This window comes from Mesorhizobium sp. LNHC229A00 (assembly GCF_000502415.1).
GTDB lineage: Bacteria > Pseudomonadota > Alphaproteobacteria > Rhizobiales > Rhizobiaceae > Mesorhizobium.
Genome location: NZ_AYWQ01000002.1, coordinates 595,551 through 622,132 on the forward strand (window position 1 = coordinate 595,551; position 26,582 = coordinate 622,132).

General features: G+C 63.5%; 26 protein-coding genes. 9 read left to right on the forward strand and 17 right to left on the reverse strand.

Going from position 1 to position 26,582, the window contains the following annotated elements; translation table 11 throughout:
- Positions 1–31: 31 nt before the first annotated feature.
- Both X742_RS163645 and X742_RS163640 read left to right on the forward strand, forming a co-directional pair.
- On the forward strand, positions 32–232 hold the full coding sequence (locus X742_RS163645; RefSeq protein WP_023770634.1) for a hypothetical protein: 201 nt from the start codon (positions 32–34) through the stop codon (positions 230–232).
- Positions 233–320: 88 nt separating this feature from the next.
- On the forward strand, positions 321–1,343 hold the full coding sequence (locus X742_RS163640; protein ID WP_023770635.1) for a fatty acid desaturase: 1,023 nt from the start codon (positions 321–323) through the stop codon (positions 1,341–1,343).
- A 46-nt stretch (positions 1,344–1,389) separates the two neighbouring features.
- Here X742_RS163640 and X742_RS163635 read toward each other — a convergent pair whose 3' ends face one another.
- From X742_RS163635 to cysG, 6 genes are all read right to left on the reverse strand, one after another.
- Positions 1,390–2,010: a DJ-1/PfpI family protein gene (locus tag X742_RS163635; protein WP_023770636.1), complete on the reverse strand. Its 621-nt coding sequence runs from the start codon at positions 2,008–2,010 to the stop codon at positions 1,390–1,392.
- 149 nt (positions 2,011–2,159) lie between these two features.
- Positions 2,160–2,693 carry a DUF934 domain-containing protein gene (locus X742_RS163630; RefSeq protein ID WP_023770637.1) on the reverse strand — a complete coding sequence of 178 codons (534 nt, stop codon included), beginning with the start codon at positions 2,691–2,693 and terminating at the stop codon, positions 2,160–2,162.
- A gap of 169 nt (positions 2,694–2,862) precedes the next feature.
- A complete protein-coding gene (locus X742_RS163625) occupies positions 2,863–3,627 on the reverse strand; it encodes a phosphoadenylyl-sulfate reductase (protein ID WP_023770638.1) in 765 nt (254 codons plus the stop codon).
- On the reverse strand, positions 3,602–5,272 hold the full coding sequence (locus X742_RS163620) for a nitrite/sulfite reductase (protein WP_023770639.1): 1,671 nt from the start codon (positions 5,270–5,272) through the stop codon (positions 3,602–3,604). The genes X742_RS163625 and X742_RS163620 overlap by 26 nt, the downstream gene beginning before the upstream one ends.
- 45 nt (positions 5,273–5,317) lie before the next feature.
- Positions 5,318–5,611 carry a DUF2849 domain-containing protein gene (locus X742_RS163615; protein ID WP_015315695.1) on the reverse strand — a complete coding sequence of 98 codons (294 nt, stop codon included), beginning with the start codon at positions 5,609–5,611 and terminating at the stop codon, positions 5,318–5,320.
- Positions 5,608–7,056: a siroheme synthase CysG gene (cysG, locus tag X742_RS163610; RefSeq protein ID WP_023770640.1), complete on the reverse strand. Its 1,449-nt coding sequence runs from the start codon at positions 7,054–7,056 to the stop codon at positions 5,608–5,610. Before cysG ends, X742_RS163615 begins: the two co-directional genes overlap by 4 nt.
- A 380-nt stretch (positions 7,057–7,436) precedes the next feature.
- Between cysG and X742_RS163605 the strand changes: the two genes are divergently transcribed.
- Both X742_RS163605 and X742_RS163600 read left to right on the forward strand, forming a co-directional pair.
- On the forward strand, positions 7,437–7,886 hold the full coding sequence (locus X742_RS163605; protein WP_015315693.1) for a host attachment protein: 450 nt from the start codon (positions 7,437–7,439) through the stop codon (positions 7,884–7,886).
- A 224-nt stretch (positions 7,887–8,110) separates the two neighbouring features.
- A complete protein-coding gene (locus X742_RS163600) occupies positions 8,111–9,889 on the forward strand; it encodes a cation:proton antiporter (RefSeq protein WP_023770641.1) in 1,779 nt (592 codons plus the stop codon).
- A 96-nt stretch (positions 9,890–9,985) separates the two neighbouring features.
- Here the strand turns inward: X742_RS163600 and X742_RS163595 are convergent, their stop codons facing one another.
- Positions 9,986–10,738 carry an SDR family oxidoreductase gene (locus X742_RS163595; RefSeq protein ID WP_023770642.1) on the reverse strand — a complete coding sequence of 251 codons (753 nt, stop codon included), beginning with the start codon at positions 10,736–10,738 and terminating at the stop codon, positions 9,986–9,988.
- A gap of 156 nt (positions 10,739–10,894) precedes the next feature.
- Here X742_RS163595 and X742_RS163590 point away from each other — a divergent pair, with 156 nt between their 5' ends.
- Positions 10,895–11,260, forward strand: coding sequence for a nuclear transport factor 2 family protein (locus tag X742_RS163590; protein ID WP_023770643.1), 366 nt, complete (start codon positions 10,895–10,897; stop codon positions 11,258–11,260).
- A gap of 9 nt (positions 11,261–11,269) precedes the next feature.
- Here X742_RS163590 and X742_RS163585 read toward each other — a convergent pair whose 3' ends face one another.
- From X742_RS163585 to X742_RS163555, 7 genes are all read right to left on the reverse strand, one after another.
- Entirely contained in the window at positions 11,270–13,543 is a 2,274-nt protein-coding gene (locus X742_RS163585; RefSeq protein ID WP_023770644.1) for a transglycosylase domain-containing protein, read from the reverse strand.
- A 569-nt stretch (positions 13,544–14,112) separates the two neighbouring features.
- Positions 14,113–15,027 (reverse strand): hypothetical protein, encoded by a 915-nt coding sequence (locus X742_RS163580; RefSeq protein WP_023770645.1) that lies wholly within the window; start codon positions 15,025–15,027, stop codon positions 14,113–14,115.
- A 28-nt stretch (positions 15,028–15,055) separates the two neighbouring features.
- Positions 15,056–15,202 carry a hypothetical protein gene (locus X742_RS1000000172105; RefSeq protein WP_023770646.1) on the reverse strand — a complete coding sequence of 49 codons (147 nt, stop codon included), beginning with the start codon at positions 15,200–15,202 and terminating at the stop codon, positions 15,056–15,058.
- A 25-nt stretch (positions 15,203–15,227) separates the two neighbouring features.
- Complete coding sequence (locus tag X742_RS163570) at positions 15,228–15,482, reverse strand: GlsB/YeaQ/YmgE family stress response membrane protein (protein WP_023770647.1); 255 nt, start codon at positions 15,480–15,482, stop codon at positions 15,228–15,230.
- Between the two features lie 108 nt (positions 15,483–15,590).
- Positions 15,591–15,794, reverse strand: coding sequence for a hypothetical protein (locus X742_RS163565; protein ID WP_023770648.1), 204 nt, complete (start codon positions 15,792–15,794; stop codon positions 15,591–15,593).
- A gap of 13 nt (positions 15,795–15,807) precedes the next feature.
- Complete coding sequence (locus X742_RS163560) at positions 15,808–16,428, reverse strand: ribonuclease D (protein WP_031247688.1); 621 nt, start codon at positions 16,426–16,428, stop codon at positions 15,808–15,810.
- Positions 16,429–16,506: 78 nt separating this feature from the next.
- Positions 16,507–17,898, reverse strand: a complete 1,392-nt coding sequence (locus tag X742_RS163555; protein WP_031247689.1) for a M20/M25/M40 family metallo-hydrolase — start codon at positions 17,896–17,898, stop codon at positions 16,507–16,509.
- 420 nt (positions 17,899–18,318) lie between these two features.
- Between X742_RS163555 and polA the strand changes: the two genes are divergently transcribed.
- On the forward strand, positions 18,319–21,249 hold the full coding sequence (gene polA / locus X742_RS163550) for a DNA polymerase I (protein WP_023770651.1): 2,931 nt from the start codon (positions 18,319–18,321) through the stop codon (positions 21,247–21,249).
- A 16-nt stretch (positions 21,250–21,265) separates the two neighbouring features.
- Here polA and X742_RS163545 read toward each other — a convergent pair whose 3' ends face one another.
- Positions 21,266–21,670 carry a Fur family transcriptional regulator gene (locus X742_RS163545; protein WP_015315682.1) on the reverse strand — a complete coding sequence of 135 codons (405 nt, stop codon included), beginning with the start codon at positions 21,668–21,670 and terminating at the stop codon, positions 21,266–21,268.
- Between the two features lie 362 nt (positions 21,671–22,032).
- Between X742_RS163545 and X742_RS01000000169700 the strand changes: the two genes are divergently transcribed.
- Genes X742_RS01000000169700 through X742_RS1000000175475 form a run of 3 tightly spaced genes read left to right on the forward strand, consistent with a single transcriptional unit; the run spans position 22,033 to position 24,166 of the window.
- Positions 22,033–23,697: a caspase family protein gene (locus X742_RS01000000169700; protein WP_245275491.1), complete on the forward strand. Its 1,665-nt coding sequence runs from the start codon at positions 22,033–22,035 to the stop codon at positions 23,695–23,697.
- Positions 23,697–23,870 carry a hypothetical protein gene (locus tag X742_RS1000000175470; RefSeq protein WP_023770652.1) on the forward strand — a complete coding sequence of 58 codons (174 nt, stop codon included), beginning with the start codon at positions 23,697–23,699 and terminating at the stop codon, positions 23,868–23,870. Before X742_RS01000000169700 ends, X742_RS1000000175470 begins: the two co-directional genes overlap by 1 nt.
- Positions 23,867–24,166 (forward strand): trypsin-like serine protease, encoded by a 300-nt coding sequence (locus X742_RS1000000175475; protein ID WP_023770653.1) that lies wholly within the window; start codon positions 23,867–23,869, stop codon positions 24,164–24,166. The genes X742_RS1000000175470 and X742_RS1000000175475 overlap by 4 nt, the downstream gene beginning before the upstream one ends.
- A gap of 72 nt (positions 24,167–24,238) precedes the next feature.
- On the opposite strand, the gene mgrA is transcribed toward X742_RS1000000175475, so the two are convergent.
- Together mgrA and X742_RS163535 are read right to left on the reverse strand one after the other, a co-directional pair.
- The gene (gene mgrA / locus X742_RS163540; RefSeq protein WP_023770654.1) at positions 24,239–25,285 is read right to left on the reverse strand and encodes an L-glyceraldehyde 3-phosphate reductase; all 1,047 of its coding nucleotides are present in this window, start codon (positions 25,283–25,285) and stop codon (positions 24,239–24,241) included.
- Between the two features lie 131 nt (positions 25,286–25,416).
- Complete coding sequence (locus tag X742_RS163535; RefSeq protein WP_023770655.1) at positions 25,417–26,574, reverse strand: Gfo/Idh/MocA family oxidoreductase; 1,158 nt, start codon at positions 26,572–26,574, stop codon at positions 25,417–25,419.
- Positions 26,575–26,582: the final 8 nt, after the last annotated feature.

Genomic DNA, 26,582 nt, shown 5'->3' on the forward strand with positions numbered 1-26,582 from the left:
GGAGTTTCGGAGCCGACGCAGGATTTTTGAAATGATGACCCGCAACAAGCTTGAAAAAGGAGAAAGGCTCGCTGCGGAGGTTCGGCGGCAGTTTGGCGCCGAGGCAGTGACGCGCTTTCTGCGCACCTTGCCAGCCTTCCGCATCGAACCTGACATCCCGGACCGATTTGAGCAATTGCTCGAGCATCTCGACCGGGTCGAGAATGGCGACGCCGGATGGCGACGGCAGTAAGTCACCCGGGCCTTACGCGACAATTACGCACAGTAACTTTGCGTGATCCCTGGCTTGCGGTGGCGGCACACCCCGCCTATGCTTCCTGATGAACATGATTTCCCCCGAGGCAGCTGCCAACAGCAAGCGCGCCTGGCTAAAGATCCTGGCGCGCTACAAGAAGCCTGACAGGCGGCGTAGCACACTCGAACTGGCCATCACCCTCATTCCTTTCGCCACGCTGTGGGCTCTGTCTTCCGCTGCCTATGCCTATGGTCATTGGTGGGGACTGGTCCTGATCCTGCCCGCGGCCGGTTTCCTGGTGCGGATTTTCATGATCCAGCACGATTGCGGCCATGGCTCCTTCTTTGCCAATCGCATTGCCGATGACTGGATCGGCCGCGCGCTGGGCATCCTGACGCTGACGCCCTACGACTGCTGGCGGCGTGCCCATGCCACCCATCATGCCAGCGCCGGCAACCTCGACGAACGCGGCATGGGCGATATCAGGACGCTGACCGTCGCCGAATACCGGCGGATGTCCTGGCGGGGTCGCCTGGCTTATCGCCTCTACCGCCATCCCCTGGTGATGTTCGGCCTGGGGCCGATCTGGCTGTTCATCTTCTCGCAAAGGCTGCCCGTCGGCATGATGCGCGGCGGCCTGACGCCCTGGGTGTCGTCGATGACCACCAATCTTGGCATCGCGGTTGCCGCGGCCATCCTCATCTGGGTCATCGGCCCTGGTGCGTTCCTGATCGTCCATCTGCCGATCGTCATTCTTGCCGGTTCGGCCGGCATCTGGCTGTTCTATGTCCAGCACCAGTTCGAGGAGACCGAATGGGCGAAGGATGAGGAATGGGAGTTCCAGCGCGCCGCCCTGCACGGCTCGTCCTATTACGACCTTCCGCCGGTGCTGAACTGGTTCACCGGCAATATCGGCGTTCACCACGTCCACCACCTCTCCGCCAAGGTGCCCGGCTACCGGCTGCAGGAAGTGCTGCGGGATTATCCCGAGCTGCGCGGCATCGGCCGCGTCACGCTGCTCGAGAGCCTGCGCTGCGTCAAACTGGCCTTGTGGGACGAAAGCCGCCAAAAACTGGTGTCGTTCCGCGAAGCGCGGATGGCGGCGTAGAGCATACCGCCGCGCCAGCGCGCGGCGGTAGTTCCCCAAACCTTTCTCAGGCCGCTTGCCGCTCGTCGCGCATCAGGATCTGGCCATGGCGGATCTCCGTGCCCAGCACCTTCAGGCATTCGCGGATGAAATTGGACAGGCCCGGCCAGCCCTTGGCCGAAACAAGATTGCCGTCGACATGGGCCCCGTTGGGCGCGACGTCGACATAGATGCCGCCGGCCAGCGTGACTTCCGGCTCGCAATAATGAAGCGCCGCCACTTCCCTGCCCCGCACCACGCCGTCGACCGCGATCAGGATCTGCACGCCATGGCAGATGGTGAAGATCGGCTTTCCTGTCTCATGGAAGTGCCGCACCAGCGCCTGCACGCGCTTGTCGATACGAATGTATTCGGGACCGCGCCCGCCCGCCGCGTAGACGGCATCGTACTGGGCCGGATCCACCTCGGAAAACGTCTTGTTGAGGATGTAATCGTGTCCGGGCTTCTCGGTGTAGGTCTGGTGGCCCTCGAAATCGTGCAGCGATGTCTTCAGCACATCGCCTGCCTTCTTGTCCGGGCAAACGACATGCACGGTATGGCCGACGGCATGCATGGCCTGTTCAAAGACGAAAATCTCATATTCCTCGCTGAACTCGCCAACGAGCATCAATATCTTCTTGCCAGCCATTCCCGGTTCCTCCCTTTGTGGCCATTTATTTCGGGTCGCGAAATAACAGCGATATCCTAAGGGCAAGATGCCGAGAGGAAAAGCGCAAATCACACAATTGGTACGACCAGCTTCGAGTGAGAGGGCCTTCGGCCTTCCTGGAAAAAGCGTCAGCTGTTGCGAAGACGCCGCCAGGAATATTTCGGACCCTTGGTCTCCACTATGGCGGCCGGCTGGTAGTAAAGCCCCAACCCGCCGGTGCGGCCTTCTTCAAGGCGCTTCAAGAGCACTGGATTCGAGATCTCGAATTCATCGAAGCCAAGCCGCAGCATGTGCGGCAACGGGTCGACCAGGACCTGCCCGGTGGCACGCAGCGCGCCCGTGAAGTGATAGCGGCTGCGCAGCAGTTCGCCCTTGGAGAAGGAGCGGCCGTCGCCGAAAGCCGGGAAGGCCAGCGCCACCAGCGACAACTGGTCGAGCAGATCGGCGATCTTGTCGAGCTGGTCGCCGGGCTGCAGCACGACGCCGAGCCGCTCCTTCGCCGAGCGGCGCACCTCCGGGTCGAGATCGAGGAACGCCTGCAGCGGCAGGATGAATCGGCCATTGCCGGAAAGCGCGTCGGCACTTTCGGCATGGCTCCACTCGTCCTCGCGAAAACCCTCCGGGGTCCAGAGCCGGGTCTCCGGTGTCGTCAGTCCAGTCATCAAAATTCCTAAAATTCGAAGAGCTCGAGCATGTGTTGAAATTCAGGTCAGGCTGTGTCGAAAACGGCTGCTTGCGAGAACCGGAGCGGAACGTACTTGAAGTCCGTGGGCACCGGAAGCGCAGGAAGCCGCCGTTTGCAGGCCTGCCTCACCTGAATTGCAACATACCCTATAGTGATGCGTCGGTCAGCGACACTTCCAGTCCCGACAGATGGATGCCGCACTCGGTCTTGGCGTGGCCGGCCCAGCGGCCGCTGCGCGCATCCTCGCCCGGCTGCACCGGCTGCGTGCATGGAAAGCAGCCAATCGACAGATAACCATAGGCGACCAGTGGGTTTTCGCGCAGCGCATGCGCGCGCATGTAGTCGGCCTGGTCCGACGTCGTCCAGTGCGCCAGCGGATTGATGCGGATGCGAGGGCCTACCGCCTCGAACACCGGAAGTGCGGCCCGTGTCGAGGCCTGGAAGCGTTTGCGGCCCGTGAACCAGGCGCGGAAGGGTGCGACGCCACGTGCCAGCGGCTCGACCTTGCGCACGTCGCAGCAGGCATCGGTGTTGTTCTGGTGCAGATTGCCGGTCGGGTCGATCCGTTCGAGCGCCGCTTCGTCCGGCTTGATCACCCGGATGTTGGTCAATCCGAAATCGGCGACCAGCGCGTCGCGATAGCCGAGCGTCTCCTCGAAATGCTTGCCCGTATCGAGGAAGATGACCGGTAGCGTACGGTCGATCTTGGCGATCATATGCAGCAGCACCGCCGAATCCGCGCCGAACGAAGACACGGCAGCGATCTCGTCGTGAAACAGATCGTTGGCCGATCGTTCGATGATCTCGATCGGGCTGAGATGACCGTAGAGCGCGTCAAACCCCGCCGCTTTGGCGGCGATGCCGTCATCGACGTCGGCAATATGGTCAAGCGGCCTTGGCTTCGCCAGCATAGAGCGCCTCCTTGAACGGCGCGGGACCGACACGGCGGTAGGCGTCGATGAATTTTTCCTGCGGGTTGAGCCGAAGGCCGAGGTAGGTGTCGACGATCTGCTCGATGGCATCGGTGATTTCTTCCGAAGAGAAGCCCCGGCCGATGATCTCGCCGACCGAAGTGTTCTCGTCGGCCGAACCGCCCAATGTCACTTGGTAGAGTTCGGAGCCCTTCTTCTCGACACCGAGGATGCCGATATGGCCGACATGGTGGTGGCCGCAGGCATTGATGCAGCCGGAGATCTTCAGCTTCAATTCGCCGATCTCGCGCTGCCGCTCCAGCGAGGCGAAGCGGCGCGAGATTTCCTGTGCGATCGGTATCGAGCGTGCCGTCGCCAGCGCGCAATAATCGAGGCCCGGGCACGAGATGATGTCCGAGATCAGGTTGGAGTTAGCCGTCGCCAGCCCGATGTCGACCAGCGCGTCATAGACCGCCTTGAGGTCGGCACGCGCCACATGCGGCAGGATCAGGTTCTGCTCGTGGCTGACGCGAAGCTCGTCGAAGGCATATTTCTCGGCAATGTCGGCGACCGCTTCCATCTGGCTGTCGGTCGCATCGCCCGGCACCTCGCCGATACCCTTGAGCGAGATCGTCACCGCCGCGTAGTCGGGGTGGCGGTGCGTCACCACGTTCTGCTCGAGCCAGTCCGAGAAGCCCTTGGAATCCAGCCGCGCCACCTTGACGGCGGCGTCGCCGTCCGGCCGCCCGGTCAGCGCGGGCGGTGCGAAATAAGCCTCGATGGCGCGGATGTCCGCCTCGGGCAGCTTCAGCTCCGCGTCCTTCAATTCCTGCCACTCGGCCTCGACCTGGCGGGTGATTTCCTCGGCGCCGGTCTCGTGGACCAGGATCTTGATGCGCGCCTTGTACTTGTTGTCGCGGCGGCCATGGAGATTGTAAACGCGCAGGATCGCCGTGCAGTAGGAGAGAAGGTCGGCTTCGGGCAAGAAGTCGCGGATCTTCCTCGCCACCATCGGCGTACGGCCCTGGCCACCACCGACGTAGACGGCGAAGCCGAGTTCGCCGGCGGCGTTCTTCTTGAGGTGCAGGCCGATATCGTGCGTCTGGATGGCGGCGCGATCGCGCTCGGCTCCCGTCACCGCGATCTTGAACTTGCGCGGCAGGAACGAGAATTCCGGATGCACCGAAGACCACTGCCGCAGGATTTCGGCATAGGGACGCGGATCGGCGACCTCGTCGGCGGCAGCCCCGGCAAAATGGTCGGCGGTGACATTGCGGATGCAGTTGCCGCTGGTCTGGATGGCGTGCATCTCCACGCTGGCCAGGTCCGCCAGGATCGCCGGAATGTCCGACAGCGCCGGCCAGTTGAACTGGATGTTCTGGCGCGTGGTGAAATGGCCGTAACCCTTATCGTATTTGCGGGCGATGTGGCCGAGCATGCGCAACTGCTTGCCGTTCAGCGTCCCGTAGGGCACCGCGATGCGCAGCATGTAGGCGTGCAGCTGCAGATAGACGCCGTTCATCAGCCGGAGCGGCCGGAACTGGTCCTCGGTAATCTCGCCGGACAGCCGGCGCTCGACCTGGTCGCTGAACTCGGCGACGCGGGCCTGGACAAAATCGTGGTCGAACTCATCGTAACGGTACATGCTTCGTCTTTCAGGGCGCGTCCGCCCGTTCACCTGGTGTCCTGGCTATGCCGCCCGCTCGGCCTGCTTGCCGAGGTCGTTGCGGATGGTCGGGCCGGCGGCGCGGATCTTCTCACGCAGCCGCACCGGCTCGACAACGCCGTCGACGATGTCCGCATCGATCAGATTGACGTCGACCACTTCATTGTCGGCGTGGGCCTTGGCGCCGATCGCCTCCAGCCGATCCTCGGCCGCCTTGTCGTGGGCAAGGTCCGCATGATCCACCGTCTCGGCCCAGCCGCCATCGGCGTACCAGACGGCAATACCGTCGCCGAGGCGATTGGCGGTCAGTATCTTCATGGCTGAACTCCCTCGGCGGCTGCTACGGGCACGCTCTCGAGCCTGTGTGCCGCGAGCGGCTCGGACCGCTCGAAATTGGCACCGGCGACGGCGTCGCCGATGATGGTCATGACCGGGCCCGACAGATCGGCGCGCGCTTCCAGCGACGGCAAGTCGGCAAGCGTGCCGTGGAAGCGTCGGCGATTGGCCAGACTGGCATTCTCGACCACGGCGACCGCGGTGTCCGGCGACAAGCCCGCCTCGATCAGCCGGCCGGCAACTTCGGCCGCGACCGAGCGGCCCATGTAGACGGCAACGGTAGCGCCGGAAATGGCGAGCTTGGCCCAATCCGGCAGTGAATTGCCCTTGAGATCGTGGCCGGTGGTGAACACCATCGAGGAGGAAACGCCGCGCAGCGTCAACGGCAGTTCGAAATCGGCGGCAGCGGCAAAGGCCGCTGTGACGCCCGGAACCACCTCATAGGCGATGCCGGCGTCACGAAGCGCGGCCATCTCCTCGCCGGCGCGGCCGAACACCAGAGGATCGCCCGATTTCAGCCGCACGACGCGCTTGCCCTGACGGCCGAGATCCACCAGCAACGCATTGATTTCGGCCTGGCTCTTGGTATGGCAGCCCTTGCGCTTTCCCACCGGCAGGCGCTCGGCATCGCGGCGGCCCATGGCGACGACCGCCTCCGGGACCAGCGCGTCATGGACGATGACATCGGCCTCCATCAGCAGACGATGCGCCCGCAGGGTCAGGAGGTCCTCGGCGCCGGGACCGGCGCCCACCAGGGCGATGTGGCCGCGAACGGGCGCGTTGGACAACAGCAGGTCGGTGGCGGCTTCGCGCGCCTGCGAAAATTCGCCGGCCTCGACGGCGCGTGCTGGCGCTCCGCCGAAGAAGTCGCTCCAGAAACGGCGGCGTATACTGCCCCTGGGCAATCTCTCGGCGGCATTGCGGAACGACGCCGCAAGCGCTGCCAGTGGCCCGAGCGACGGCGACAGCATGCGGTCGATTCGGCTGCGCAGCATCTGTGCAAGCACGGGGCCCGCGCCTTCGGTACCGATCGCCACGGCGACCGGTGCGCGGTTGACCAGCGCCGGGGTGAAGAAATCACAGAGGTCCGGCCGGTCGACGGCATTGACGGGAATGCCCAGCCGGCGCGCATCGGCGGCGACGCGACGGTCGAGCGCCTCGTCGCCGCTGGCGGCAAACACCATCACGGCGCCTTCGATCTGCGAGGCGTTATACGCGCCGGGCATATAGTTGGCGCCGGACTCGGCGATGAAGGCCAACAGCTCCGGTTCGGCATCCCTAGCGATGATGTGCAGGACCGCGCTCGACTGGGCGATCAGCCGCGCCTTGGCCAAAGCCTCCTCGCCGCCGCCGACAATGGCCACGGCTTCGCCCTCGACCCGCATGAAGACGGGAAAGGAGTTGAGCTTGGTGGTGGCTTGCGACATGACAAAGCAAATCCGGGAACAGGATCGCAGTTTTACGCCCAAGCGTAAAAAAGCAGAAGCAAAGCACTCGCGCATCCGGTGATGGCAGGCAATCGCTTTTTCGCAACCGCGAAGGGCAGGAGAAAAATATTCCATGCCCATGCACCGGGAGCGCCCGAGCTGCTGAAATGCGCCTTGATTTCAGGCACTTTTAGCTGCCGGCGACCTGTCCCACAAAACAGTTTTTTCTAATTTCTACCAATTCAGTAAATTAAAGTCGTGCAGCGGTGATTTCGTCTTCAGGGCCTGGCTGCACGGCCACTCGGTCCTCCGTTCGGGTGGAACGTTGACGGGTCAAAATGCGTTCCCGGTATAGCCACCACTCAACAAGGAGCGTTCCCATGAACACGATCAAACTGAAGCATGGCATTTGGGTTTTGGTGGCCGACGGCGAAAAGGCGCTCCTGCTCAAGAACGCCGGCGACACTAAGTTTCCCAACCTTGAAGTCGTGCAGGTGATGGAACAGGAGAACCCGCCCACACGCGAACAGGGAAGCGACAGCCCCGGTCGATACAATGACGGCCCATCCGTGCATCGCAGCGCGGTCGAGGAGACCGACTGGCATCGCATCGGCAAGGAGCGCTTCGCCGAGGAGATTGCCGCCCGCCTCTACAAGCTTGCACATGAGGGTGCATTCGACAGCCTTGTGCTTGTCGCCCCGCCAATGGTGCTCGGCGCGATGCGCAAGAAGCTGCATAAGGAGGTTGGCGACAAGGTGACGGCCGAAATCCCGAAGACCATGACCAACCACGCCATCTTCGAGATCGAGGCGTTGCTGCAGGCAGCCTGACCACGCGCGGCGAAGGGGCCTATCGGGTCGCAGCACGGTTACCACTGAACCCAGGCACTTGACCGGCAGTCACTCAGCGGCCGGTCAAGTTTTTGCCGTCTCGACGTTGATTTCGCGGCTTTGCGGGTTGCATCGCCGACACCGCGTCCACCATATTGCAAACAGGCGGCGGCTTAGGGCGGCGCATATCCGACATCGCTAGCTTAAAAGGCGCTCCATAGACAATGCCGCATGACACGCCCCTTATCGCCACCATCGTCGCCGGTCTGGGGCTGGCATTCGTCTTCGGCGCCCTCGCCAATCGGTTCCGCATTCCGCCACTGGTCGGCTATCTCGTAGCCGGCGTGCTGGTTGGGCCGAACACACCCGGTTTTGTCGCCGACGCTGGCCTTGCCAACGAATTGGCCGAAATCGGCGTCATCCTCCTGATGTTCGGCGTCGGCCTGCATTTTTCGCTGAAGGACCTTCTGTCGGTCCGCGCCATTGCCGTGCCGGGCGCCATTGTCCAGATCGGCTTCGCCACGGCGCTCGGCGCCGGGCTGTCCTGGATGCTCGGCTGGTCGATGGGCGCGGGCCTGGTGTTTGGCCTGGCGCTGTCGGTCGCCTCGACCGTGGTGCTGCTGCGCGCGCTTCAGGAACGCCGCCTGATCGAGACCGAGCGCGGCCGCATCGCCGTCGGCTGGCTGATCGTTGAGGATCTGGCCATGGTGCTGGCGCTGGTGCTGTTGCCGGCACTTGCCGGCGTGCTCGGCGGCCAGGAACAGGCCCATTCGAGCGGCCTGCTGTCGCTGCCGGCCATTTATGGCATCTGGGGTGTCGTCGGCATCACGCTGGCGAAGGTCGCCGCCTTCGTCATCGTCATGCTGGTGGTCGGCCGCAGGGTCATTCCGTGGATCCTGCACTATGTCGCCCATACCGGGTCGCGCGAACTGTTCCGCCTCTCGGTGCTGGCAATAGCGCTCGGCGTCGCCTTCGGCGCGGCAAAACTGTTCGGCGTCTCGCTGGCGCTGGGCGCCTTTTTCGCCGGTATGATCATGAGCGAATCCGAGCTCAGCCACCGCGCCGCGGAAGAATCGCTGCCGCTGCGCGATGCTTTCTCGGTGCTGTTCTTCGTCTCCGTCGGCATGTTGTTCGACCCGTTCAGCCTGTTCAGCAACGGCCTGCCGATCCTGGCGACGCTGGCCATCATCGTCATCGGCAAGTCGCTGGCGGCGTTCGTCATCGTCGTCGCCTTCGGCTATCCGTTGGCCACGGCCTTGATGATTTCGGCCAGCCTCGCCCAGATCGGCGAATTCTCCTTCATCCTGGCCGAACTCGGCGTCGGGCTGAAACTTCTGCCGGAACAGGGACGTGACCTCATCCTGGCCGGTGCCATCCTTTCGATCGTACTCAACCCGCTGATGTTCCTGATCATCGATTGGATGAAGCCGTGGCTCGAGGCCCGCGCCGCCAGGACGGCACCGCCGACGGACGCCAAGCCGGTTGGTCCAGCGACGGAACCGGGCCAAGTCGCCTCGGTCGCCGTAGCGTCCAAAAAGGAAGACGGCCCGCCACCAAGGACGGCGCTCACCGGTCATGCCATCCTGATCGGCTACGGCCGCGTCGGCGGCCTCGTCGGCGCGGCGTTGAAAGATGCAGCACGGCCTTTCCTTGTCATCGAGGACGCCGACAAGACGCTGGCGAGGCTGAAAGCAGACGGCATCGAAGCCGTCGCCGGCAACGCCGCCAACACCGAAGTCTTCGCCGCCGCCAATCCCGAAGGCGCCACGCGGCTGATCCTTGCCATCCCCAATGCCTTCGAGGCTGGCCAGATCGTGCTGAGGGCGCGCGCCGCCAATCCCAACATCAACGTCGTCGCCCGCGCCCATTCCGACGCCGAGGTCGAGCATCTCAAGGGGCTCGGCGCCAATACGGTGATCATGGGCGAACGCGAAATCGCGCGTGGCATTGTCGACGAGGTGCTTGGCCACAAGTCGCGTGTCGCTGAACCGTTCGCTGCCTGAGCAGGCGCTGCCCACAGGCGCGTTGATCAAGCCACGAATGAATTGCCAAGGCTGTTGTCACCCCGACCAGATGAGCGGGCCTTGGCTCCCACCAGTTCACACGTGCTGGCCGCCATTGATGTGGATTTCCGAGCCGGTGACATAGGATGCCTGCCCGGAGCACAGGAAGAAGATGATGTCGGCGACTTCCGCCGTGGTGCCCAGGCGCCGCAGTGGGATGGTCTCGACGATCTTTTCCGTGCCCGGCGACAGGATCGCGGTATCGATCTCGCCTGGCGCGATGGCGTTGACACGGATGCCGTGCGGGCCGAAATCATGCGCCATCTCGCGCGTCAGCGAGCCGAGAGCGGCCTTCGACGTCGCATAGGCGGTGCCGGCGAAGGGATGCACGCGGGTGCCGGCGATCGATGTCACATTGACGATCGAGCCTTTCGCCGCCGCCAATTCCTTGAACAGGCCGCGCGCCAGCATGATCGGCGCGAAGAAATTGACCTGGAACACGTCGCGCCAGACATGCATCGGCGTGTCGATCGAGTTCATTCGACTGTTGCCATCCTTGAGCTTGGGCGAAATGCCGGCGTTGTTGACCAGCGCGTGCAGCTGGCCGCCATGCGCTTCCAGCCGATGGCGGATTTCCGAGACCGCAATACCGACATCTTCCTGATCGGCGAGGTCGACCTTGATGTGGTCTTCCGGCCCTGCCGGCCACGGGCAATCCTCGGCAAAGGCCTGGCGCGAACAGGTGATGACACGCCAACCCTCGCGCGAAAAGCGCTTGACCGTGGCATGGCCGATACCGCGGCTGGCGCCGGTCAGCACGATGGTTTTTCTGGTGTCGAGTTCAGCCATGTCGCGGTCTCCGGCCGGAGGTGTAGCCGAACCGTGTCTCGGAGGCGAGAGGCCGAAATGTCACCATGGGCCGACATGAGGAACCTGGACGCCGGCTTGCCGTTGGTTTCGACAATCGCAAGATCTGGGTTCACACCAATCCATCAGGAGAAAGCCATGGCACAGCCAGCTCCCCTCGACATCGCAACGGCCTTCACGAAGGCGTGGACGAGCCACGACCTTGAAAAGGCGGCGTCCTACGTTGCCGACGATGTCGTTTTCGATGGGCCGATGCAGCAATCGACCGGCAAGGAACCTTACTTGAAGGGGCTTACGAAGCTCTCCGAGGACGTGACCGGTATGCGCATGATCGCCGCGTTCGGGGACGACCACCAGGCGCTGTTGATGTACGACCTGATGACGAAGTCGTCGGGGGCGCTGTCCTGCGCCAAGCATCTCACCGTCAGCGACGGAAAGATCCACAGCGACAAGCTGACCTTTGACAGCAAGAAACTGGGCAGTGCCAAGCCACGGGCGAACTAGCCGCCCGAACTAGCCGCCGCCAAGGATATCCAGGATCGACGTCTGCCGTTTCTTGAGCCGACCGCCGACGCTGCCTGGCGGCACCGGATGTCCGACCGAAGCGGTGGTGCCGTCATCCGCCGGCATATCGAAGCCATCGGCATCGACGGTCTGGGCAGGCCGCGCCGCACGGACCGGCGCTGGCGTCGCCTGTCCCGCGGCCTGCGCGGCCGGCGCCTGCTGGCCGACGGACGCCGGCGGAACCGGTGCCGGCTGGTTGTTGCTGGCCGAGGGAATTTCGTCGGGCACGATGGTGTCGGCCGGAGTCGATTTCCAGGTGCCGGGCAGCGGCCGCACCGGCACGCCCTCATGCGCGGCGACCATGAATTCGTGCCAGGCCTGCGCCGGCAGCGCGCCGCCGGTGACCTTCTTCATCGCCGTGCCGTCATCATTGCCGAACCATACGCCGGTGGTCAGATTGGCGGTATAGCCGACGAACCAGGCGTCGCGCGAATTCTGGCTGGTGCCGGTCTTGCCTGCCGACGGCCAGGCGAAAGCCGCCTTCCTGGCGGTGCCGACCTCGACCGTGCCGGTCATCATCGAATTCATCATGCCGACGATCTCGGGCTTGATCACGCGCGGTGCGCTGCCGCCGGCGCTATCATAGAGCACCTTGCCGTCCGACGTCGTCACGCGGCGGATGAAATGAATGTCCGGCTTGTAGCCGCCATTGGCGAAGGGCACATAGGCCGAAGTCAGCTCCAGTGGCGTCACTTCCGAGGTGCCGAGCGCGATCGAGGTGTTGGCCTGCAGGTCGGACTGGATGCCCATGCGGTGCGCGGCTTCCACTACCGCGTTCGGCCCGACTTCCATGGTCAGCTGCGCGGCAACCGAGTTCAGTGATTTTGCCAGCGCTGTCGCCAAGGTGACCTTGCCAAAGTACTTGCCGCCGTAATTGTCCGGTGTCCAGTTGCCGATCTTGATCGGCGCATCGTTGCGGATGCTGTCAGGCGTGCGGCCGGCCTCAAGTGCCGCCATATAGACAAACGGCTTGAACGCCGAGCCCGGCTGCCGGCGCGCCTCCGAGGCGCGGTCGAACTGGCTGGTCGAATAGTCGTAGCCGCCGACCATGGCCCGTACCGCGCCGGAATCGTCGATCGACACCAGCGCGCCCTGGGTCACGTTGAGCTTCTTGCCGCTGTCGTCGATCAGCCGGCGGATCGATTTTTCGGCGAGCTTCTGCAGGTTCAGGTCCACGGTAGAATCGATGACGATATCGCCGCGCACGTCGCCGATCAGGTCGGGCAATTCTTCCATGATGGTGTCGGCGACATAATTTTCCGAACCGGTCCAGTAGGATGGCGAGCGCGTCGCCGGTGCGCTGAGCGCCGTTTTCAGCTCCTTTTCGCTGATCTTGCCCTCCTCGCGCATGGCCCCGAGCACCAGCTGCGAACGCTCCTCGGCGGCCTTGGGATCGCGCGCCGGCGACAGCCGCGAGGGCGCCTTCAAGAGGCCGGCAAGCAGGGCGGCTTCGGACAGCGTGACGTCGCGCGCGCTCTTGCCGAAATAACGGCGCGAGGCCGCCTCGACGCCATAGGCGCCGGAGCCGAAATAGACCCGGTTGAGGTACATTTCGAGGATCTGGTCCTTGCTGTGCTTGTGCTCGAGCCACAGGGCCAGCAGCACCTCCTGCACTTTACGCTCCAATGTACGGTCCGGCGTCAGGAACAGGTTCTTGGCCAATTGCTGCGTCAGCGTCGAACCGCCTTGCGAGAAATGCCCGCCGATGAGGTTGGTGACCATTGCGCGCGACAGGCCGATCGGATCGACACCGAAATGCGAATAGAAACGGCGGTCCTCGATGGCGATGACTGCCTCGGGGATATAGGGCGACATTTCGTGCAGGCCGACAGCCTCGCCGCCGCTCATGCCGCGATTGGCGAGCAATTGCCCATCGGCCGAGACGATCTTGATGTTGGGCGCACGATCGGGAATCGACCAGGTCGTGGCCGCCGGCATCTTGGCGCCGTAGTAGATGACGACGCCGGCCACCGCGATGCCGCCCCAGATGGCGAGCACGAAGCACCAGTAGAACAGCCGGCCGAGCACGCCGAACAGCCCGCGCCCGCCTCCGCCGCGCTTCCCCCGCGACGATTTCGCCTTGGATGATTTGCGTTTGGCGGAGGCTTTGCTGTTGCTCGGCACGACGCGGTCCTCCTCGCTCACCGAAAGACCCGTCTGGGATCTCGCTCGCGGCGGTCCCTCGAAGCTGGGCTCGATGCGACTGTCTCTGCGGTTCGCCATGCGCTGCGCTTGATGTCCCCGGTGCCAATGGCGCTCGGGTTGAAGAGTAGATGCGGCGATTTAAGGGCGGGTTAAGCAGGCCTTCGGCCAAACCTCTGAATTCCGTTAGGAATTTGTTAATCCTCTTCTCTCCGACACCGTCGGTTCGCCACCAGGGAAACGGCCGGCGCCTAAAAGCGCGCCAAGCCTGGCTCGATCCCCGAGCTTGCCGTTCCGACAATCGACGCCAGCGGATAGAAGGCCAGCGCCTACCTCGCAGGTGACCGCAACGACACTGTTCGAGCGGTCGATGTCGAGGCCCTTCGGGCCGCCTTCCTCGACACTGGCCCGCCCCCCAGAAAGGTCTCCTCGTCGCGTACACCGATTGAACGCGCCGGGTCGCGACGCCCGTTGCTCCTCGATCGCCAGCGACCAAACAGTGCGTGCCGCTTTCGGCCGTCGAGACAGTCGACCGCTTGCAGGGCGAGCCGCCAGGTCTGCACGTGCAGCGAGTTGGCCGCGATCTGGATCGGCTGGCTCGCGTTTGTCGATCAAAGGCCATCTGGAGCCGACGCGACATGGCGAACCTTTTAGATCGGCTCGAACTTCACATCCAACTGGTCAGGACCCGCAGCCTGCCGCAACAAGGCGATGAGTTGTTCGCGCCTGTCGACCGGCTGCCTTCGCCAGTTCGAGGCATTGGTTACATGCAGCCAGCCGTCGACCGACATGAAGAAATCCTCGTGCTCGTCATCGCCCTCGCCGCAGCGCAGCAACTTGTTCTCGGTAAATCTGACCAGCGCATGGTCGATCGTGCGGTAGAGCAGCGGCCAGTTGCCGCCACCCGAGTCCATACGGAATTTGTAGCTCGGCGCGAAATCCAGCCGCTGTCGCAACAGGCTTCCGTCGAAAAAACAGAAGGCGGGCCACAGGAACCAGCCGCCCGGCGTCGGCGTGTCGCGCCGGACACTGCCGTAAATGGTCTTGCCCTTCAGCCGGTCGTGGATCGAAAACGGTTCCGTCGGAAAGATGTCATGGTCGATGAAGCCGAAGACCTTCGGGGCCAAGCCGGTCATGAAATTGCGCACGATCCAGTTGAGCGCCTGGCCGTGCGATCTGCTGACCGTCAGCCTGTTCCTCGGCAACGCTACATAGGGGACGTGCTGGCGCTGGCAGAGGTCGCGGATGGCTTCCCTCGCCTCCTCCTTCTTGCTGTTGTCGAAGACGACATAGCTCTCGTGCTCGGCCAGGTGTCGGCGCACGAGGTGGATCTGCCATGCGATCACATCAGGCCGGTTGAAGGCAACAGTGGCCACGACCGCGTCACGGAACGATTGCTGTCGTCCCTGCAATTCGCTGATCGGCGCGGATGTCCTCAGGAAGCGAAAAGTCCGCCAGTAATAGCGCAGCAACGCCTCGCGTCGTGGCGGCCGGTTCAACCTCTCCCATTCCGCCACGGTGATCCTGGGCCGCTCTCCGCTCTGCCATGCGTCGGAAGCCTCCATGTCACGCTCCTGGATCCGCCCGGCGGGTTCAGTTCTGCTGGATTGAAATGCCCTTGTCGTCGATCCTGAGTTCGACGCCTTTCGGCCTGGCCTGCTCGCGGTAGACGTAGACGCCCAGTGCGATGATCACGATGATGAGCGCGCCAATGAGGAGATAGAGCGTGTTCTGCTTCATGGCGCGCCTTCTGTCATGCCGAGCCTCAGGCTCGTTTCAGGACCCTGACCAGAACCAAAAGGATGATGGCGCCGATCGTGGCGTGGATTATGGAGGCGATGATGCCACCGCCGATCGACAAGCCGATGCGCGGAAACAGCCAGCCAGCGATGAAGGCGCCGATAATGCCGACGATGATGTTGCCGATCAGGCCGAAGCCGAAACCCGAAACGATGAGACCGGCGAGCCAGCCGGCGATGGCACCGATGAGGATGAAGACGAGAAGGCTTTCGACACCCATGGCGGGTTTCTCCGTGCAAGAGGGCGGGTGCGGAGCGGAAGGCTCCGAATCGGCCCCGATATCAACGACTTCAGGCTAGTCGAAAGCACCCCGTCCCACCAGCGGCGCTCACTGGTCGTCGTCGTCGCTGGCAGCGGGCCGCCAGCTGGTCGGCTCGACCTTCTTCTGCGTATGACTGTCGGTGTAGACCCACCAGCCGCCGTCGCGGTATTGCGCTATGGATTCATTGAGGACGCCGTCGCTGTCCTTCCAGGTGACGGTGACCTTTGAGCCGTCGGTCGGCGCGGTCGATATCGGCTTTCTGTCCGCCATCTCATCCCTTTTCTCAGCTGTGAGCGAAGATATCCTCTTCGTCCCAGCCCATCAGGTCAAGCTTGGCCCGCGTCGGCAGGAAGCGGAAACAGGCGTCCGCCTCCTTAGTGCGGCCCTCGCGCGCCAGCCGTCCCGCCAGCGCATCGCGCAAACGATGCAGATAGAGCACATCGGAGGCGGCGTATTCGAGCTGTTCGGGCGACAGCGTTTCGGCCGCCCAATCCGACGATTGCTGCGCCTTGGACAGGCCGACGCCGAGAAGCTCGAAACAGATGTCCTTCAGCCCGTGCCGGTCGGTATAGGTGCGCGTCAGCCGCGAGGCGATCTTGGTGCAGAACACCGGCTCGGCCATCACGCCAAACGCGTGGTAGAGCACGGCGAGGTCGAAGCGACCGTAGTGGAACAGCTTGGTCACCCTGTCGTTTGCCAGCAGCTTGACCAGGTTCGATGCCTCCTTCTGGCCCGGCGCGATCTGGATGACATCGGCGCTGCCGTCGCCAGGCGAGATCTGCACCACGCAGAGCCGGTCTCGGTGCGGTTTGAGGCCAAGCGTTTCCGTATCGATCGCCACCGCCGCGACATCGTAGTGCGAAAGGTCGGGCAGATCGTTTTTATGGAAGCGGATATCGCTCATCGTTTTCTCCGGGTCGCGGCGTTACCCGTCCTCGCCGCGATCCGGTGAAAAATCAACAAGAAAACGTGTTTTCCGCGCTCAGCGTGTCAGCGCATCCAGAATGCGCGCCCAGGAGCGCTGGCCCTTGTGGAAGGAGCTGAGCTCGTATTTCTCGTTGGGCGAGTGGATGCGGTCGTCATCGAGGCCGAACCCGACCAGCAGCGATTCCATGCCGAGATAGGTCTGGAAGTCGCCCACGACCGGAATGGAGCCGCCGCTGCCGGTCGTCACCGCGGGCTTTGGCCATTCATCGGAAAGCGCTGTCTTGGCCTTGGCCAGGAAGGGCGAGTCGTAAGAAAGCTGGATTGCCGGTGAGCCGCCATGAGCGTGGAATTCGACCGTACAATCGGCTGGGATGCGTTCCTTGACGAATTTCTGGAAGGCCGCGCGGATCTTGGCCGGATCCTGCTTATGGACAAGGCGGAACGAGACCTTTGCCGAGGCTTCCGCCGCGATGACGGTCTTGAAACCCTTGCCGGTGTAGCCACCGATGATGCCGTTGAATTCGGCGGTGGGTCGCGCCCAGGTCAGCTCCAGCACCGAGCGGCCTTTTTCGCCCGATGGGATCGACAAGCCGACAGGGCCGAGGAAGGTCTCGGCCGTCTCGCCCAGCGTCTCCCATGATTTCAGCACCTGCGAGGGGGTTTCCTCGACGCCGTCATAGAAGCCCGGGATGGTGATATGGCCGTCCTTGTCGTGGATGTCGGCCAGCACCTTGGCCAGGATGCGGATCGGGTTGGCGGCAGCCCCGCCATACAGGCCCGAATGCAGGTCGCGGTCGGCGGCCTTAACCGTGATCTCCTCGCCGACCAGACCGCGTAGCCCGACGCAGATCGACGGCGTGTCGCGGTCCCACATGCTGGTATCGCAGACCAGCGCGAAGTCGGCCTTGAGCTCCTCGGCATTGGCCTCGAGGAACGGCTTCAGCGAGGGCGAGCCGGATTCCTCCTCGCCTTCGAACAGGATGGTGACCCGGCACGGCAGGCTGCCGTGCACCTGTTTCCAGGCACGGCATGCCTCGACAAAGGTCATCAGCTGACCCTTGTCGTCGGCCGAGCCGCGCCCGGTGATGATCTTGTGACCAGGTCCGACCTCCTTGATCGCGGGGGCGAAGGGGTCGTTTTCCCACAGTTCGATCGGGTCGACCGGCTGCACGTCGTAATGGCCGTAGAACAGCACATGCGGCGCCCCAGCCGGCCCATCATGATGCGCAACCACCATTGGGTGGCCCGGCGTGTCGCGCACGCTGGCGTCGAAGCCGATCAGTTTGAGTTCCGCCACCAGCCATTCCGCCGCCTTGCGGCAGTCGGCGGCGTAGGCTGGATCGGTGGAGATCGACTTGATCCCGAGCAGGCCGAAGAGCCGCTCCAGACTCTGGTCGAGATTCTTGTCGAGACGGTCGAGGACGGGGGAGACTGCGGACATTTGCATAGCCTTTCGATTCAGTGCCGGAACCGTAAAGGCAGAGCGGCGAAACGAAAAGCCCGGGGCGATTGGACCACGACCCGGATGGCCGCCGCGGGCAAAAAAATGCCGCCGTGGTGGAGGGGGAACCACGGCGGCCTTTTACTCGAAACGATGCGGCAGCCCGGAGAGGGGGGATAGGCTGCCGCAATTGTCCGGTATAGGCGGGGGACGGGCCTTGCTCCGGACTTCGGCGAAAACTGCCGATGACGTCTATTTGGGTCTGTGAACGTGGCGATTCAAGGGCGTCAACGTTACACTTTTGTAACGTCCCCGTGAGCGGGCCTGTATGCCTCCGATCCGTCCGGGTCACGATCTGTCAGGGTGTTGTATCTGGCGATGTCTTTGGCATGGACCAAGCCATCGCGCCGCGCTATCCCTGCCGGCATGAAAAAAGGCGATCATCTCTTTCTCATCGACGGCTCCGGCTACATCTTCCGCGCCTATCACGCGCTGCCGCCGCTGACCCGCAAGTCGGACGGCCTGCCGGTCGGTGCCGTTTCCGGCTTCTGCAACATGCTGTGGAAGCTGATGCAGGATGCCCGCAACACCGATGTGGGCATAGTGCCGACGCATTTCGCCGTCATCTTCGACTATTCCTCGAAAACCTTCCGCAACGATCTTTATCCCGAATACAAGGCCAACCGTTCGGCGCCGCCCGAGGATCTGATCCCGCAGTTCGGCCTGATCCGCCAGGCAACTAGGGCGTTCAACCTGCCTTGCGTCGAGATGGAAGGCTTCGAGGCCGACGATCTCATCGCCACCTATTGCCGGCTGGCCTGCGAGGCCGGCGGCGACACCACCATCATCTCCTCCGACAAGGACCTGATGCAGCTGGTTGGCGAAACCGTCGGCATGTACGACCCGATGAAGGATCGCCAGATCGGCATTCCGGAAGTCGTCGAGAAATGGGGCGTGCCCCCGGAAAAGATGATCGACCTGCAGGCGCTGACGGGCGACTCCGTCGACAATGTGCCTGGCGTGCCGGGCATTGGGCCAAAGACCGCGGCGCAATTGCTCGAGCAGTTCGGCGACCTCGACGAATTGCTCGCCCGCGCCGGCGAGATCAAGCAGGAGAAAAGGCGGGAATCGATCATCGCCAACGCCGACAAGGCGCGCATCTCGCGCCAGTTGGTGACGCTGAAGAACGATGTGCCGGTGGCGGAAGGATTGGACGATTTCGTCCTGCATGCCCCCGACGGACCGAAGCTGATTGGCTTCCTCAAGACCATGGAATTCACCTCGCTGACGCGCCGTGTGGCGGAAGCGACAGGCACCGAGGCCGGCGACGTCCAGGCCATCGCGGTGCCCGTCGAACGCGCCGATAACGCACATGGCCCCGATGTCGGCGCCGGAACACCGCCCGTTGCCCGGGCTGCTGAAATCGAGACGACGGAGACGCCAAAACAAGGCGACACCCCTTCCCTCCTGGCCGCATTGCGGCTGGAGAGAGCGGCGACCGCCAAGATCGATACCTCGGCCTATGAGGGCATCCGCGATATCGCGACGCTGAAAGCCTGGGTCGCCGAGGCGCGGGAGGCCGGTATCGCTGCTTTCGACGTCAGGGCCACCTCGACCGATCCGATGCAGGCCGAACTGATCGGTTTGGCCATGGCCACAGCGCCTGGCCGCGCCGGCTATATTCCCTTCGCCCACAAGAGCGGCAATGGCGACCTGCTTGGCGGCGGCACGCTCGAAAACCAGATTCCGCTTCGCGAGGCTCTGGCGGTCCTCAAACCACTGTTCGAGGACCGGTCGGTGCTGAAGATCGCGCAGAACCTGAAATATGATCTGGTCATCATGAGCCGCTACGGCATCGATGTCGCGCCGTTCGATGACACCATGCTGATCTCCTACGTGCTCGACGCCGGCACGCCGCACGGCCACGGCATGGATGCCCTTGCCGACAAATGGCTTGGCCATAAACCCCTTCAACTCAAGGACGTGACTGGCTCCGGGAAGAGCTCTGTCGGTTTTGACCAGGTCGACATCGACAGGGCGACCGCTCACGCCGCCGAGGATGCCGACGTGACGTTGCGGCTGTGGCTGGTGCTGAAGCCCCGGCTTGCGGCCAAGGGCCTGGTCTCGGTCTATGAACGCCTGGAGCGGCCCCTGGTGCCGGTGCTGGCGCGCATGGAACAGCGCGGCATTTCGGTCGATCGGCAGATCCTGTCGCGGCTGTCGGGGGAACTGGCGCAAGGTGCGGCCCGGCTCGAGGAGGAAATCTACCTGCTCATCGGCGAGCGCATCAACATCGGCTCGCCCAAGCAGCTCGGCGACATATTGTTCGGCCGCATGGGCCTGCCCGGCGGCTCCAAGACCAAGACCGGCCAGTGGTCGACCTCGGCGCAGCTGCTCGAAGACCTTGCCGCGGAAGGGCACGAACTGCCGCGCAAGATCGTCGATTGGCGCCAGCTGACCAAACTGAAATCGACCTACACCGATGCCCTGCCCGGCTTCGTCAATCCCGACACGAAACGCGTCCACACCTCCTACGCGCTCGCCGCGACGACGACGGGCCGTCTGTCGTCTTCCGACCCGAACCTGCAGAACATCCCGGTGCGCACGGCTGAAGGCCGCAAGATCCGAACCGCCTTCATCACCGACAAGAGCCTCCGGCTGGTGTCAGCCGACTACAGCCAGATCGAACTGCGCGTGCTCGCCCATGTCGCCGAAATCCCGCAGTTGCGGCAGGCCTTTGCGGATGGCGCCGACATCCACGCCATCACAGCGTCGGAAATGTTCAACGTGCCGGTGGAGGGTATGCCTTCGGAAGTGCGCCGCCGCGCCAAGGCCATCAATTTCGGCATCATCTATGGCATCTCGGCTTTCGGTCTCGCCAACCAGCTGTCGATCCCGCGCGAAGAGGCGAGCGCCTACATCAAGAAATACTTCGAGCGCTTTCCCGGCATCCGCGATTATATCGAGGAGACCAAGGCCTATGCCCGCGAGCACGGCTTCGTCGAAACGATCTTCGGCCGCCGCATCCACTATCCCGACATCAGGTCGTCGAACCCGTCTCTGCGCGCCTTCAACGAGCGCGCCTCGATCAACGCCCGCCTGCAAGGCACCGCCGCCGACATCATCCGCCGTGCCATGATCCGCATGGAGGAAGCCTTGGACAAGGCCAAGCTGTCGGCCCGCATGCTCCTGCAGGTGCATGACGAACTTATCTTCGAAACGGTGGAAGCGGAAGTCGAGGCGACGATCCCCGTCGTGCGCCATGTCATGGAAAACGCGGCGATGCCGGCGGTTTCGATGTCGGTGCCGCTGCATGTCGACGCGCGGGCCGCCAACAACTGGGACGAGGCACACTAACGCGCTAGCGAGGCCCTCAGGCCGCTTGCGCCAAACATTTCGCGCAGGTCCCGCGAAATTCGATCACCGCCTTCTTGGCGGCGAAGCCGGTCGAGTTGACCCATTCGTTCAGCCGGTGGTCGACGTCGTGATCGGACATTTCGGTCACCTGCCCGCAAGTATCGCAAATGGCGAAGGCCGTCATCGAGTGGCTATGGTCGTGCGGCTCGGCGCAGGCGACGAAGGAATTGATGCTTTCCAGCCGGTGCACGAAGCCTGATTTCACCAGTGTGTCGAGCGCGCGATAGACCTGCAATGGTGCGCGAAAACCGCGCTCGCGAAGCTGATCGAGCAAGGTGTAGGCGCTGAGCGGGCCGCTGGCGATCTCGAGTTTCTCGAGCACGCACAACTGGTTTTTCGTCAGCACATCCCTTGCCGCCATGGTCCTGTTCCACTTGTCCTGCGCTGTTGGCAGGCTGTCTGCGCGTGCAAACGACCCGATCCCATTCAGATAGCGACGAACCGCCTTCTTTGCTACTCTTCTGTTGTTGTCCCGGACCGATCGATGACGTGCCGGCACATTGGTGATCGCAGGCTTGATGAGCGGGCGACATTCAAAATACTGATAAAATCCTCGACATGGATGGCTTCGCCTGGGAAATTCGATCGGGCTTGGGAAATTCGATCGGGCTTGGGGAAGCAACATGATCAAATTGACACGCCGGACGCTGCTTGTCGGCACGTCCGCGCTGATGGCCGCCGGCACGGTTTCGTCCCGGGCGTTGGCCGCATCGCGCACCTACCATGCGCCACGGCGCGCAGCAGCCGGAAATGGTCAAGGGCGACGAAACCGAGGGTCTCGACGAGATCTTCCTGCCCGTCGACATTGAAAAATGGATCAACCGCGATGCCGGCGTACCGAACGCACTGGTCGACAATGAGATCGGCGAAGCGCTCGATGCCATCCGCGACAAGGGCGCCTTCGTCTGGGCGGTGTTCGACTGCTGCCATTCCGGCACCGCGACCCGCGCGGTGGAGGTCGACGACGAGTTGGATCGCAAGGTCGAATTCGCCGACCTGGTCGGTGGCGACGAGGCCGCCAGGGCGGCGGCCATCAAGACCTATGGGGACACCGTCGCGAGCGCCTCGCGCGGCATCGACGGGAACGGCCAACGCAAGCCCGCCTTCAACCTGACGCCGACCAGCGGCGAACCGGTGACCAAGGGCAAGCTGGTCGCCTTTTATGCCGCGCAGACGGTGGAGACGACGCCGGAGATGCCACTCCCCAAGGGCACGGCCGATGCGCCCCGCTTCGGCCTGTTCACCTTCACCATCCTGTCGAAGCTCGCTGAAAACCCGGACGTCACTTACCGGCAGCTTGGCCAGGCCGTGCTGCAGCAATATTCGGCCGACAGCCGCACCCGACCGACGCCGCTGTTCGAAGGCGAACTCGACGCGCGCGTCTTCGGCACCGACAAGACGGACGCGGTGATGCAGTGGCCCATTGTCGTCAGGGACGGCGAGGCGTCGATCGGCGCCGGCCTGCTGCATCGTCTTGCCCCAGGCAGCAAGCTTGCCATCCTGCCGTCGGTGCTGTCGTCGCTGTCCGACGCGGTCGGCTATCTCGAAGTGGAATCGACGAAGAACCTGGAGAGCCGCGTCAAGCCGGTCGAGTTCGACAGGAAGCCCGCGCTCAAAGTGGCCGACATCCCTGCCAATGCCTATGCACGGCTGGCCGAAATCGCCGTCGACTACAAGCTCGCCGTCGCGCGGCCGGCCGCGACGAACGGACTGGAGAAGGAAACAGCACTCGTCAATTCGGTTCTCGACGAACTGGCCGCGGCCAAGGAGACCGGCTTCACCATCGAACTGGTCGATCCGGGCAAGAGCGCGGAACTGCGCTTCGCGGTGATGCGCGAGAATGCCATTGCCGGCGCCGACAAGAACGCGACCGACAAGCCGGCCCTATGGTTCCTGCCGGCCTCGGGCGACGTGACCTTGAAGGATGGCGGCAGGCCGCCGCTGATCATCATCCACCCCGACGATCGCAAGAAGCTGGTCGATGCGACGACCACGAATTTGCGCACCATCTTCCGGGCCACCGGGCTTTCCAGGCTCGCGGCAGCCTCGGACTACAAGCCCGAGGACGTCGACGTGCAATTCCAGGTCAAGCGTCGCGACGGCGACGGGCTGGAGCCGTTGCAGGCCTCGGTGGTGCCACGCGTCTCGCCTGGCGACGAGGTGCACGTGCTGGCGAAGAACAGCTCGGACCAGCTGGTCGACATCAATGTGCTCTATGTCGGCAGCGACTATTCGATCACCCACATCGTTGCCGAGCGGCTGGCGCCGCAGGCCACGCTCGAGATTGGTGCCGACATCCTGCTTCAGCGTTACGATGCAGAGATCCCACGGGACCACCGTCACCGGCTGGGGCAAGATGCAGGACGGCACCCTTTCCAACCACGCTGATGGTCGCCGATCTCGATCTTCAGCCGAACGGTGCCTGCAACAGCGGCATCAAGGCCATCTATGCGCATGACCTGAAAGCGGCCCTCGGAGACCTGTCGCACCGCATGCGCTATTCGGAAAAGGGCATCGATGCCGCGGCCAATGCGATTGCCGCCGACATGACCCACCCGTGACCGGCAACATGATCTGCGCGGGCACCACCAGCGGTGTGCGTGACGCTTGCAATGGCGACAGCGGCGGCCCGCTCTTCATGACCGTCGCCGGCGGCCCGGTCCAGGTCGGCGTCGTCAGTTGGGGTGAAGGTCCGGCTGACGGCAGCGCCGCCTGCGGCCACAAGGACGCCTATGGCATCTACACCCGACTGGCCAACTACACCGCCTGGATCGATGAGAAGATGAAGACCAAGGCTCCAGCGCCCGAAAAACCCAAGGCCGGGCTCGGCACCGCCCAGAAGCCAAAGTCCCCCTGAAGCGGCCGCTTCGGATTGCAATGAAGAACGGCGGGATCCCGCCGTTCTTGCCTGCCGGCTTGCCAAGCGAGCCTATTTCCTCGGCGGGCCTTTGCGTTCGGCGGAAGCAGCCCACAGATTGATGTCGGACTCGCGCGCGTATGTATCGATTTCGGCAAGTTCGACGTCGCTGAAGTCGAGCACCTTCAGCGCCCCGACGCAGTCCTCGACCTGCTCGGGCCGGCTGGCGCCGATCAGCGCCGAGGTAACCCGGCCCCTGCGCAGCACCCAGGCCAAGGCCATCTGGGCCAGCGTCTGGCCGCGCTTGCCGGCGATCGCGTTGAGCGCCTTGATGTTGGCAATGGTGCGGTCGTTGATGAAAGCAGTCTTCAGCGACTTGCCCTGGGAGGCCCGGCTGCCATCGGGAATGCCGCCGAGATATTTGTCGGTCAGCATCCCTTGCGCCAACGGCGAGAACACGATGGAGCCGACGCCGAGCCCCTCGAGCGTGTCGAGCAGTCCGTCCTCCTCGACCCAGCGGTTCAGCATCGAATAGCTCGGCTGATGGATGACGCAGGGCGTACCGAGTTGCCTCAATATGTCGGCGGCCTCGCGGGTGCGCTGCGAGTTGTAGGACGAGATGCCGGCGTAGAGCGCCTTGCCCGAACGCACCGCATGGTCGAGCGCGCCCATGGTTTCTTCGAGCGGCGTATCGGGATCGAAGCGGTGCGAGTAGAAGATGTCGACATAATCGAGGCCCATTCGCTTCAGGCTCTGGTCGAGGCTGGCCAGCATGTATTTGCGCCCGCCCCATTCGCCGTAGGGGCCGGCCCACATTTCGTACCCGGCCTTGGTCGAGATGATCAGTTCGTCGCGATAGGCGGCAAAATCGGTACGCAGTATCTCGCCGAAAGCGGTCTCGGCCGAGCCGGGAGGCGGCCCATAATTGTTGGCGAGGTCGAAATGGGTGATGCCAAGATCGAAGGCCTTGCGGACGATCGCCTGCTTGGTCCGATGCGGCGTGTCGTCGCCGAAATTGTGCCACAGCCCCAGCGAGATCGCCGGCAGCTTGAGGCCGGACCGACCGCAGCGGTTGTAGATCATTTTCTCGTAGCGGTTTTCAGCGGCGATATAGGGCATGGGGAAATCCTCGAAACTGAACGGACAGGTACCGTCATCGCAGAGGCGATGACATGCCCCATAACCCATCCTTACCCCCTCCCCTGAGGAACGGGGAGAGGGTAAAGCAAAATTATCGATAATCCACGCGACTACTTCTTCTTGGCCAGCAGCTCCTTGGCCGGCTTGACGCCAAGCGCGGCCGGACGCTCGCAAGTGGTCTGCATGGCGACGAACTTGCCGGTTTCGCCGGAGCGCAGCAGGCCGGTCATGACATCGACGGCATGCAGCGCGAGTTCCATCGAGCAGCGGTGCGGCCGCCCTTCGGCGATCGCCAGCGCCATGTCGGCCAGGCCCGCCGTGCGGTAATTGGCCATCATGCCTTGGCCATGCATCTCATTGGGAATGCCAAGCGGATGCTTCCATTTCGGCAGCTTCTTGACCGGCTTGCCTTCCTCGGTGAAGCGCACGTCGCCGCCGAAGAAGTTCGGATCCGGCACAAACACCGTCCCGGCCTCGCCATAGAGTTCCATCGGCGCGTGGCCGTGAGCCCACACATCCCAGCTGGTGTTCAGCGTCACCACGGCGCCGTTCTCGAATTCCAGCAGGCCATGGATCGTGGTCGGCGTGTTGACTGGGATTTTTTCGCCTGCGCGCGGCTTTGAGCTGATGGTCCGTTCCTTGGCCGGAGTCGTAGCGAAGGCCGCCACCTGCTTCACCGGCCCGATCAGCTGAATCAGATTCGTGATGTAGTACGGTCCGATGTCGAGTACCGGTCCCGCGCCGGGCTGGAAGAAGAAGTCGGGATTAGGGTGCCAATGCTCCATGCCGTGGCCCATGACGTGGCAGGTGCCGCTGGTGATCTTGCCAAGCTTCCCCTCGTCGATCAGTTCGCGCACCAGCTGGTGCGCGCCGCCCAGGAAGGTGTCCGGCGCCGAGCCGATGCGCAGCCCCTTCTTCTGCGCCCGCGCCTTGAGATCCTGGCCCTCCTTGAGCGACAGCACGAACGGCTTCTCGGAATAGACATGCTTGCCGGCATCGAGCACCTGCTTCGACACCTCGTAGTGCACGGCCGGAATGGTCAGGTTGACGATGATGTCGATATCGTCGGCCTTGAGCAGATCCTCGACGGTTTCGGCGCGCAGCTTGAATTCCTTAGCCCGCGCCCTGGCCGCGTCCATGTTGATATCGGCGCAGGCGCGCATCTCGATGCCGCGAAACAGCGGCGCCAGCGAAAAGTACGCCTTCGAGATGTTGCCGCAGCCGATGACGCCAACACCCAGTTTCCCAGTACCCAGCTTCTTTGCCATGGTGGTTG

What these genes read in the sequence shown, in the direction of transcription:
- mgrA (WP_023770654.1), bottom strand. Translation starts at nt 25,285, where the DNA reads ATGCCCTATATCGCCGCTGAAAACCGCTACGAGAAAATGATCTACAAC.
- polA (WP_023770651.1), top strand. Translation starts at nt 18,319, where the DNA reads ATGAAAAAAGGCGATCATCTCTTTCTCATCGACGGCTCCGGCTACATC.
- X742_RS163565 (WP_023770648.1), bottom strand. Translation starts at nt 15,794, where the DNA reads ATGGCGGACAGAAAGCCGATATCGACCGCGCCGACCGACGGCTCAAAG.
- X742_RS163570 (WP_023770647.1), bottom strand. Translation starts at nt 15,482, where the DNA reads ATGGGTGTCGAAAGCCTTCTCGTCTTCATCCTCATCGGTGCCATCGCC.
- X742_RS163605 (WP_015315693.1), top strand. Translation starts at nt 7,437, where the DNA reads ATGAACACGATCAAACTGAAGCATGGCATTTGGGTTTTGGTGGCCGAC.
- X742_RS163635 (WP_023770636.1), bottom strand. Translation starts at nt 2,010, where the DNA reads ATGGCTGGCAAGAAGATATTGATGCTCGTTGGCGAGTTCAGCGAGGAA.
- X742_RS163620 (WP_023770639.1), bottom strand. Translation starts at nt 5,272, where the DNA reads ATGTACCGTTACGATGAGTTCGACCACGATTTTGTCCAGGCCCGCGTC.
- cysG (WP_023770640.1), bottom strand. Translation starts at nt 7,056, where the DNA reads ATGTCGCAAGCCACCACCAAGCTCAACTCCTTTCCCGTCTTCATGCGG.
- X742_RS163555 (WP_031247689.1), bottom strand. Translation starts at nt 17,898, where the DNA reads ATGCAAATGTCCGCAGTCTCCCCCGTCCTCGACCGTCTCGACAAGAAT.
- X742_RS163585 (WP_023770644.1), bottom strand. Translation starts at nt 13,543, where the DNA reads ATGGCGAACCGCAGAGACAGTCGCATCGAGCCCAGCTTCGAGGGACCG.
- X742_RS163535 (WP_023770655.1), bottom strand. Translation starts at nt 26,574, where the DNA reads ATGGCAAAGAAGCTGGGTACTGGGAAACTGGGTGTTGGCGTCATCGGC.
- X742_RS163595 (WP_023770642.1), bottom strand. Translation starts at nt 10,738, where the DNA reads ATGGCTGAACTCGACACCAGAAAAACCATCGTGCTGACCGGCGCCAGC.
- X742_RS163560 (WP_031247688.1), bottom strand. Translation starts at nt 16,428, where the DNA reads ATGAGCGATATCCGCTTCCATAAAAACGATCTGCCCGACCTTTCGCAC.
- X742_RS163640 (WP_023770635.1), top strand. Translation starts at nt 321, where the DNA reads ATGAACATGATTTCCCCCGAGGCAGCTGCCAACAGCAAGCGCGCCTGG.
- X742_RS1000000175470 (WP_023770652.1), top strand. Translation starts at nt 23,697, where the DNA reads ATGGTCGCCGATCTCGATCTTCAGCCGAACGGTGCCTGCAACAGCGGC.
- X742_RS163615 (WP_015315695.1), bottom strand. Translation starts at nt 5,611, where the DNA reads ATGAAGATACTGACCGCCAATCGCCTCGGCGACGGTATTGCCGTCTGG.
- X742_RS163590 (WP_023770643.1), top strand. Translation starts at nt 10,895, where the DNA reads ATGGCACAGCCAGCTCCCCTCGACATCGCAACGGCCTTCACGAAGGCG.
- X742_RS01000000169700 (WP_245275491.1), top strand. Translation starts at nt 22,033, where the DNA reads ATGCGCCACGGCGCGCAGCAGCCGGAAATGGTCAAGGGCGACGAAACC.
- X742_RS163630 (WP_023770637.1), bottom strand. Translation starts at nt 2,693, where the DNA reads ATGACTGGACTGACGACACCGGAGACCCGGCTCTGGACCCCGGAGGGT.
- X742_RS163645 (WP_023770634.1), top strand. Translation starts at nt 32, where the DNA reads ATGATGACCCGCAACAAGCTTGAAAAAGGAGAAAGGCTCGCTGCGGAG.
- X742_RS1000000172105 (WP_023770646.1), bottom strand. Translation starts at nt 15,202, where the DNA reads ATGAAGCAGAACACGCTCTATCTCCTCATTGGCGCGCTCATCATCGTG.
- X742_RS163580 (WP_023770645.1), bottom strand. Translation starts at nt 15,027, where the DNA reads ATGGAGGCTTCCGACGCATGGCAGAGCGGAGAGCGGCCCAGGATCACC.
- X742_RS163545 (WP_015315682.1), bottom strand. Translation starts at nt 21,670, where the DNA reads ATGGCGGCAAGGGATGTGCTGACGAAAAACCAGTTGTGCGTGCTCGAG.
- X742_RS163625 (WP_023770638.1), bottom strand. Translation starts at nt 3,627, where the DNA reads ATGCTGGCGAAGCCAAGGCCGCTTGACCATATTGCCGACGTCGATGAC.
- X742_RS163600 (WP_023770641.1), top strand. Translation starts at nt 8,111, where the DNA reads ATGCCGCATGACACGCCCCTTATCGCCACCATCGTCGCCGGTCTGGGG.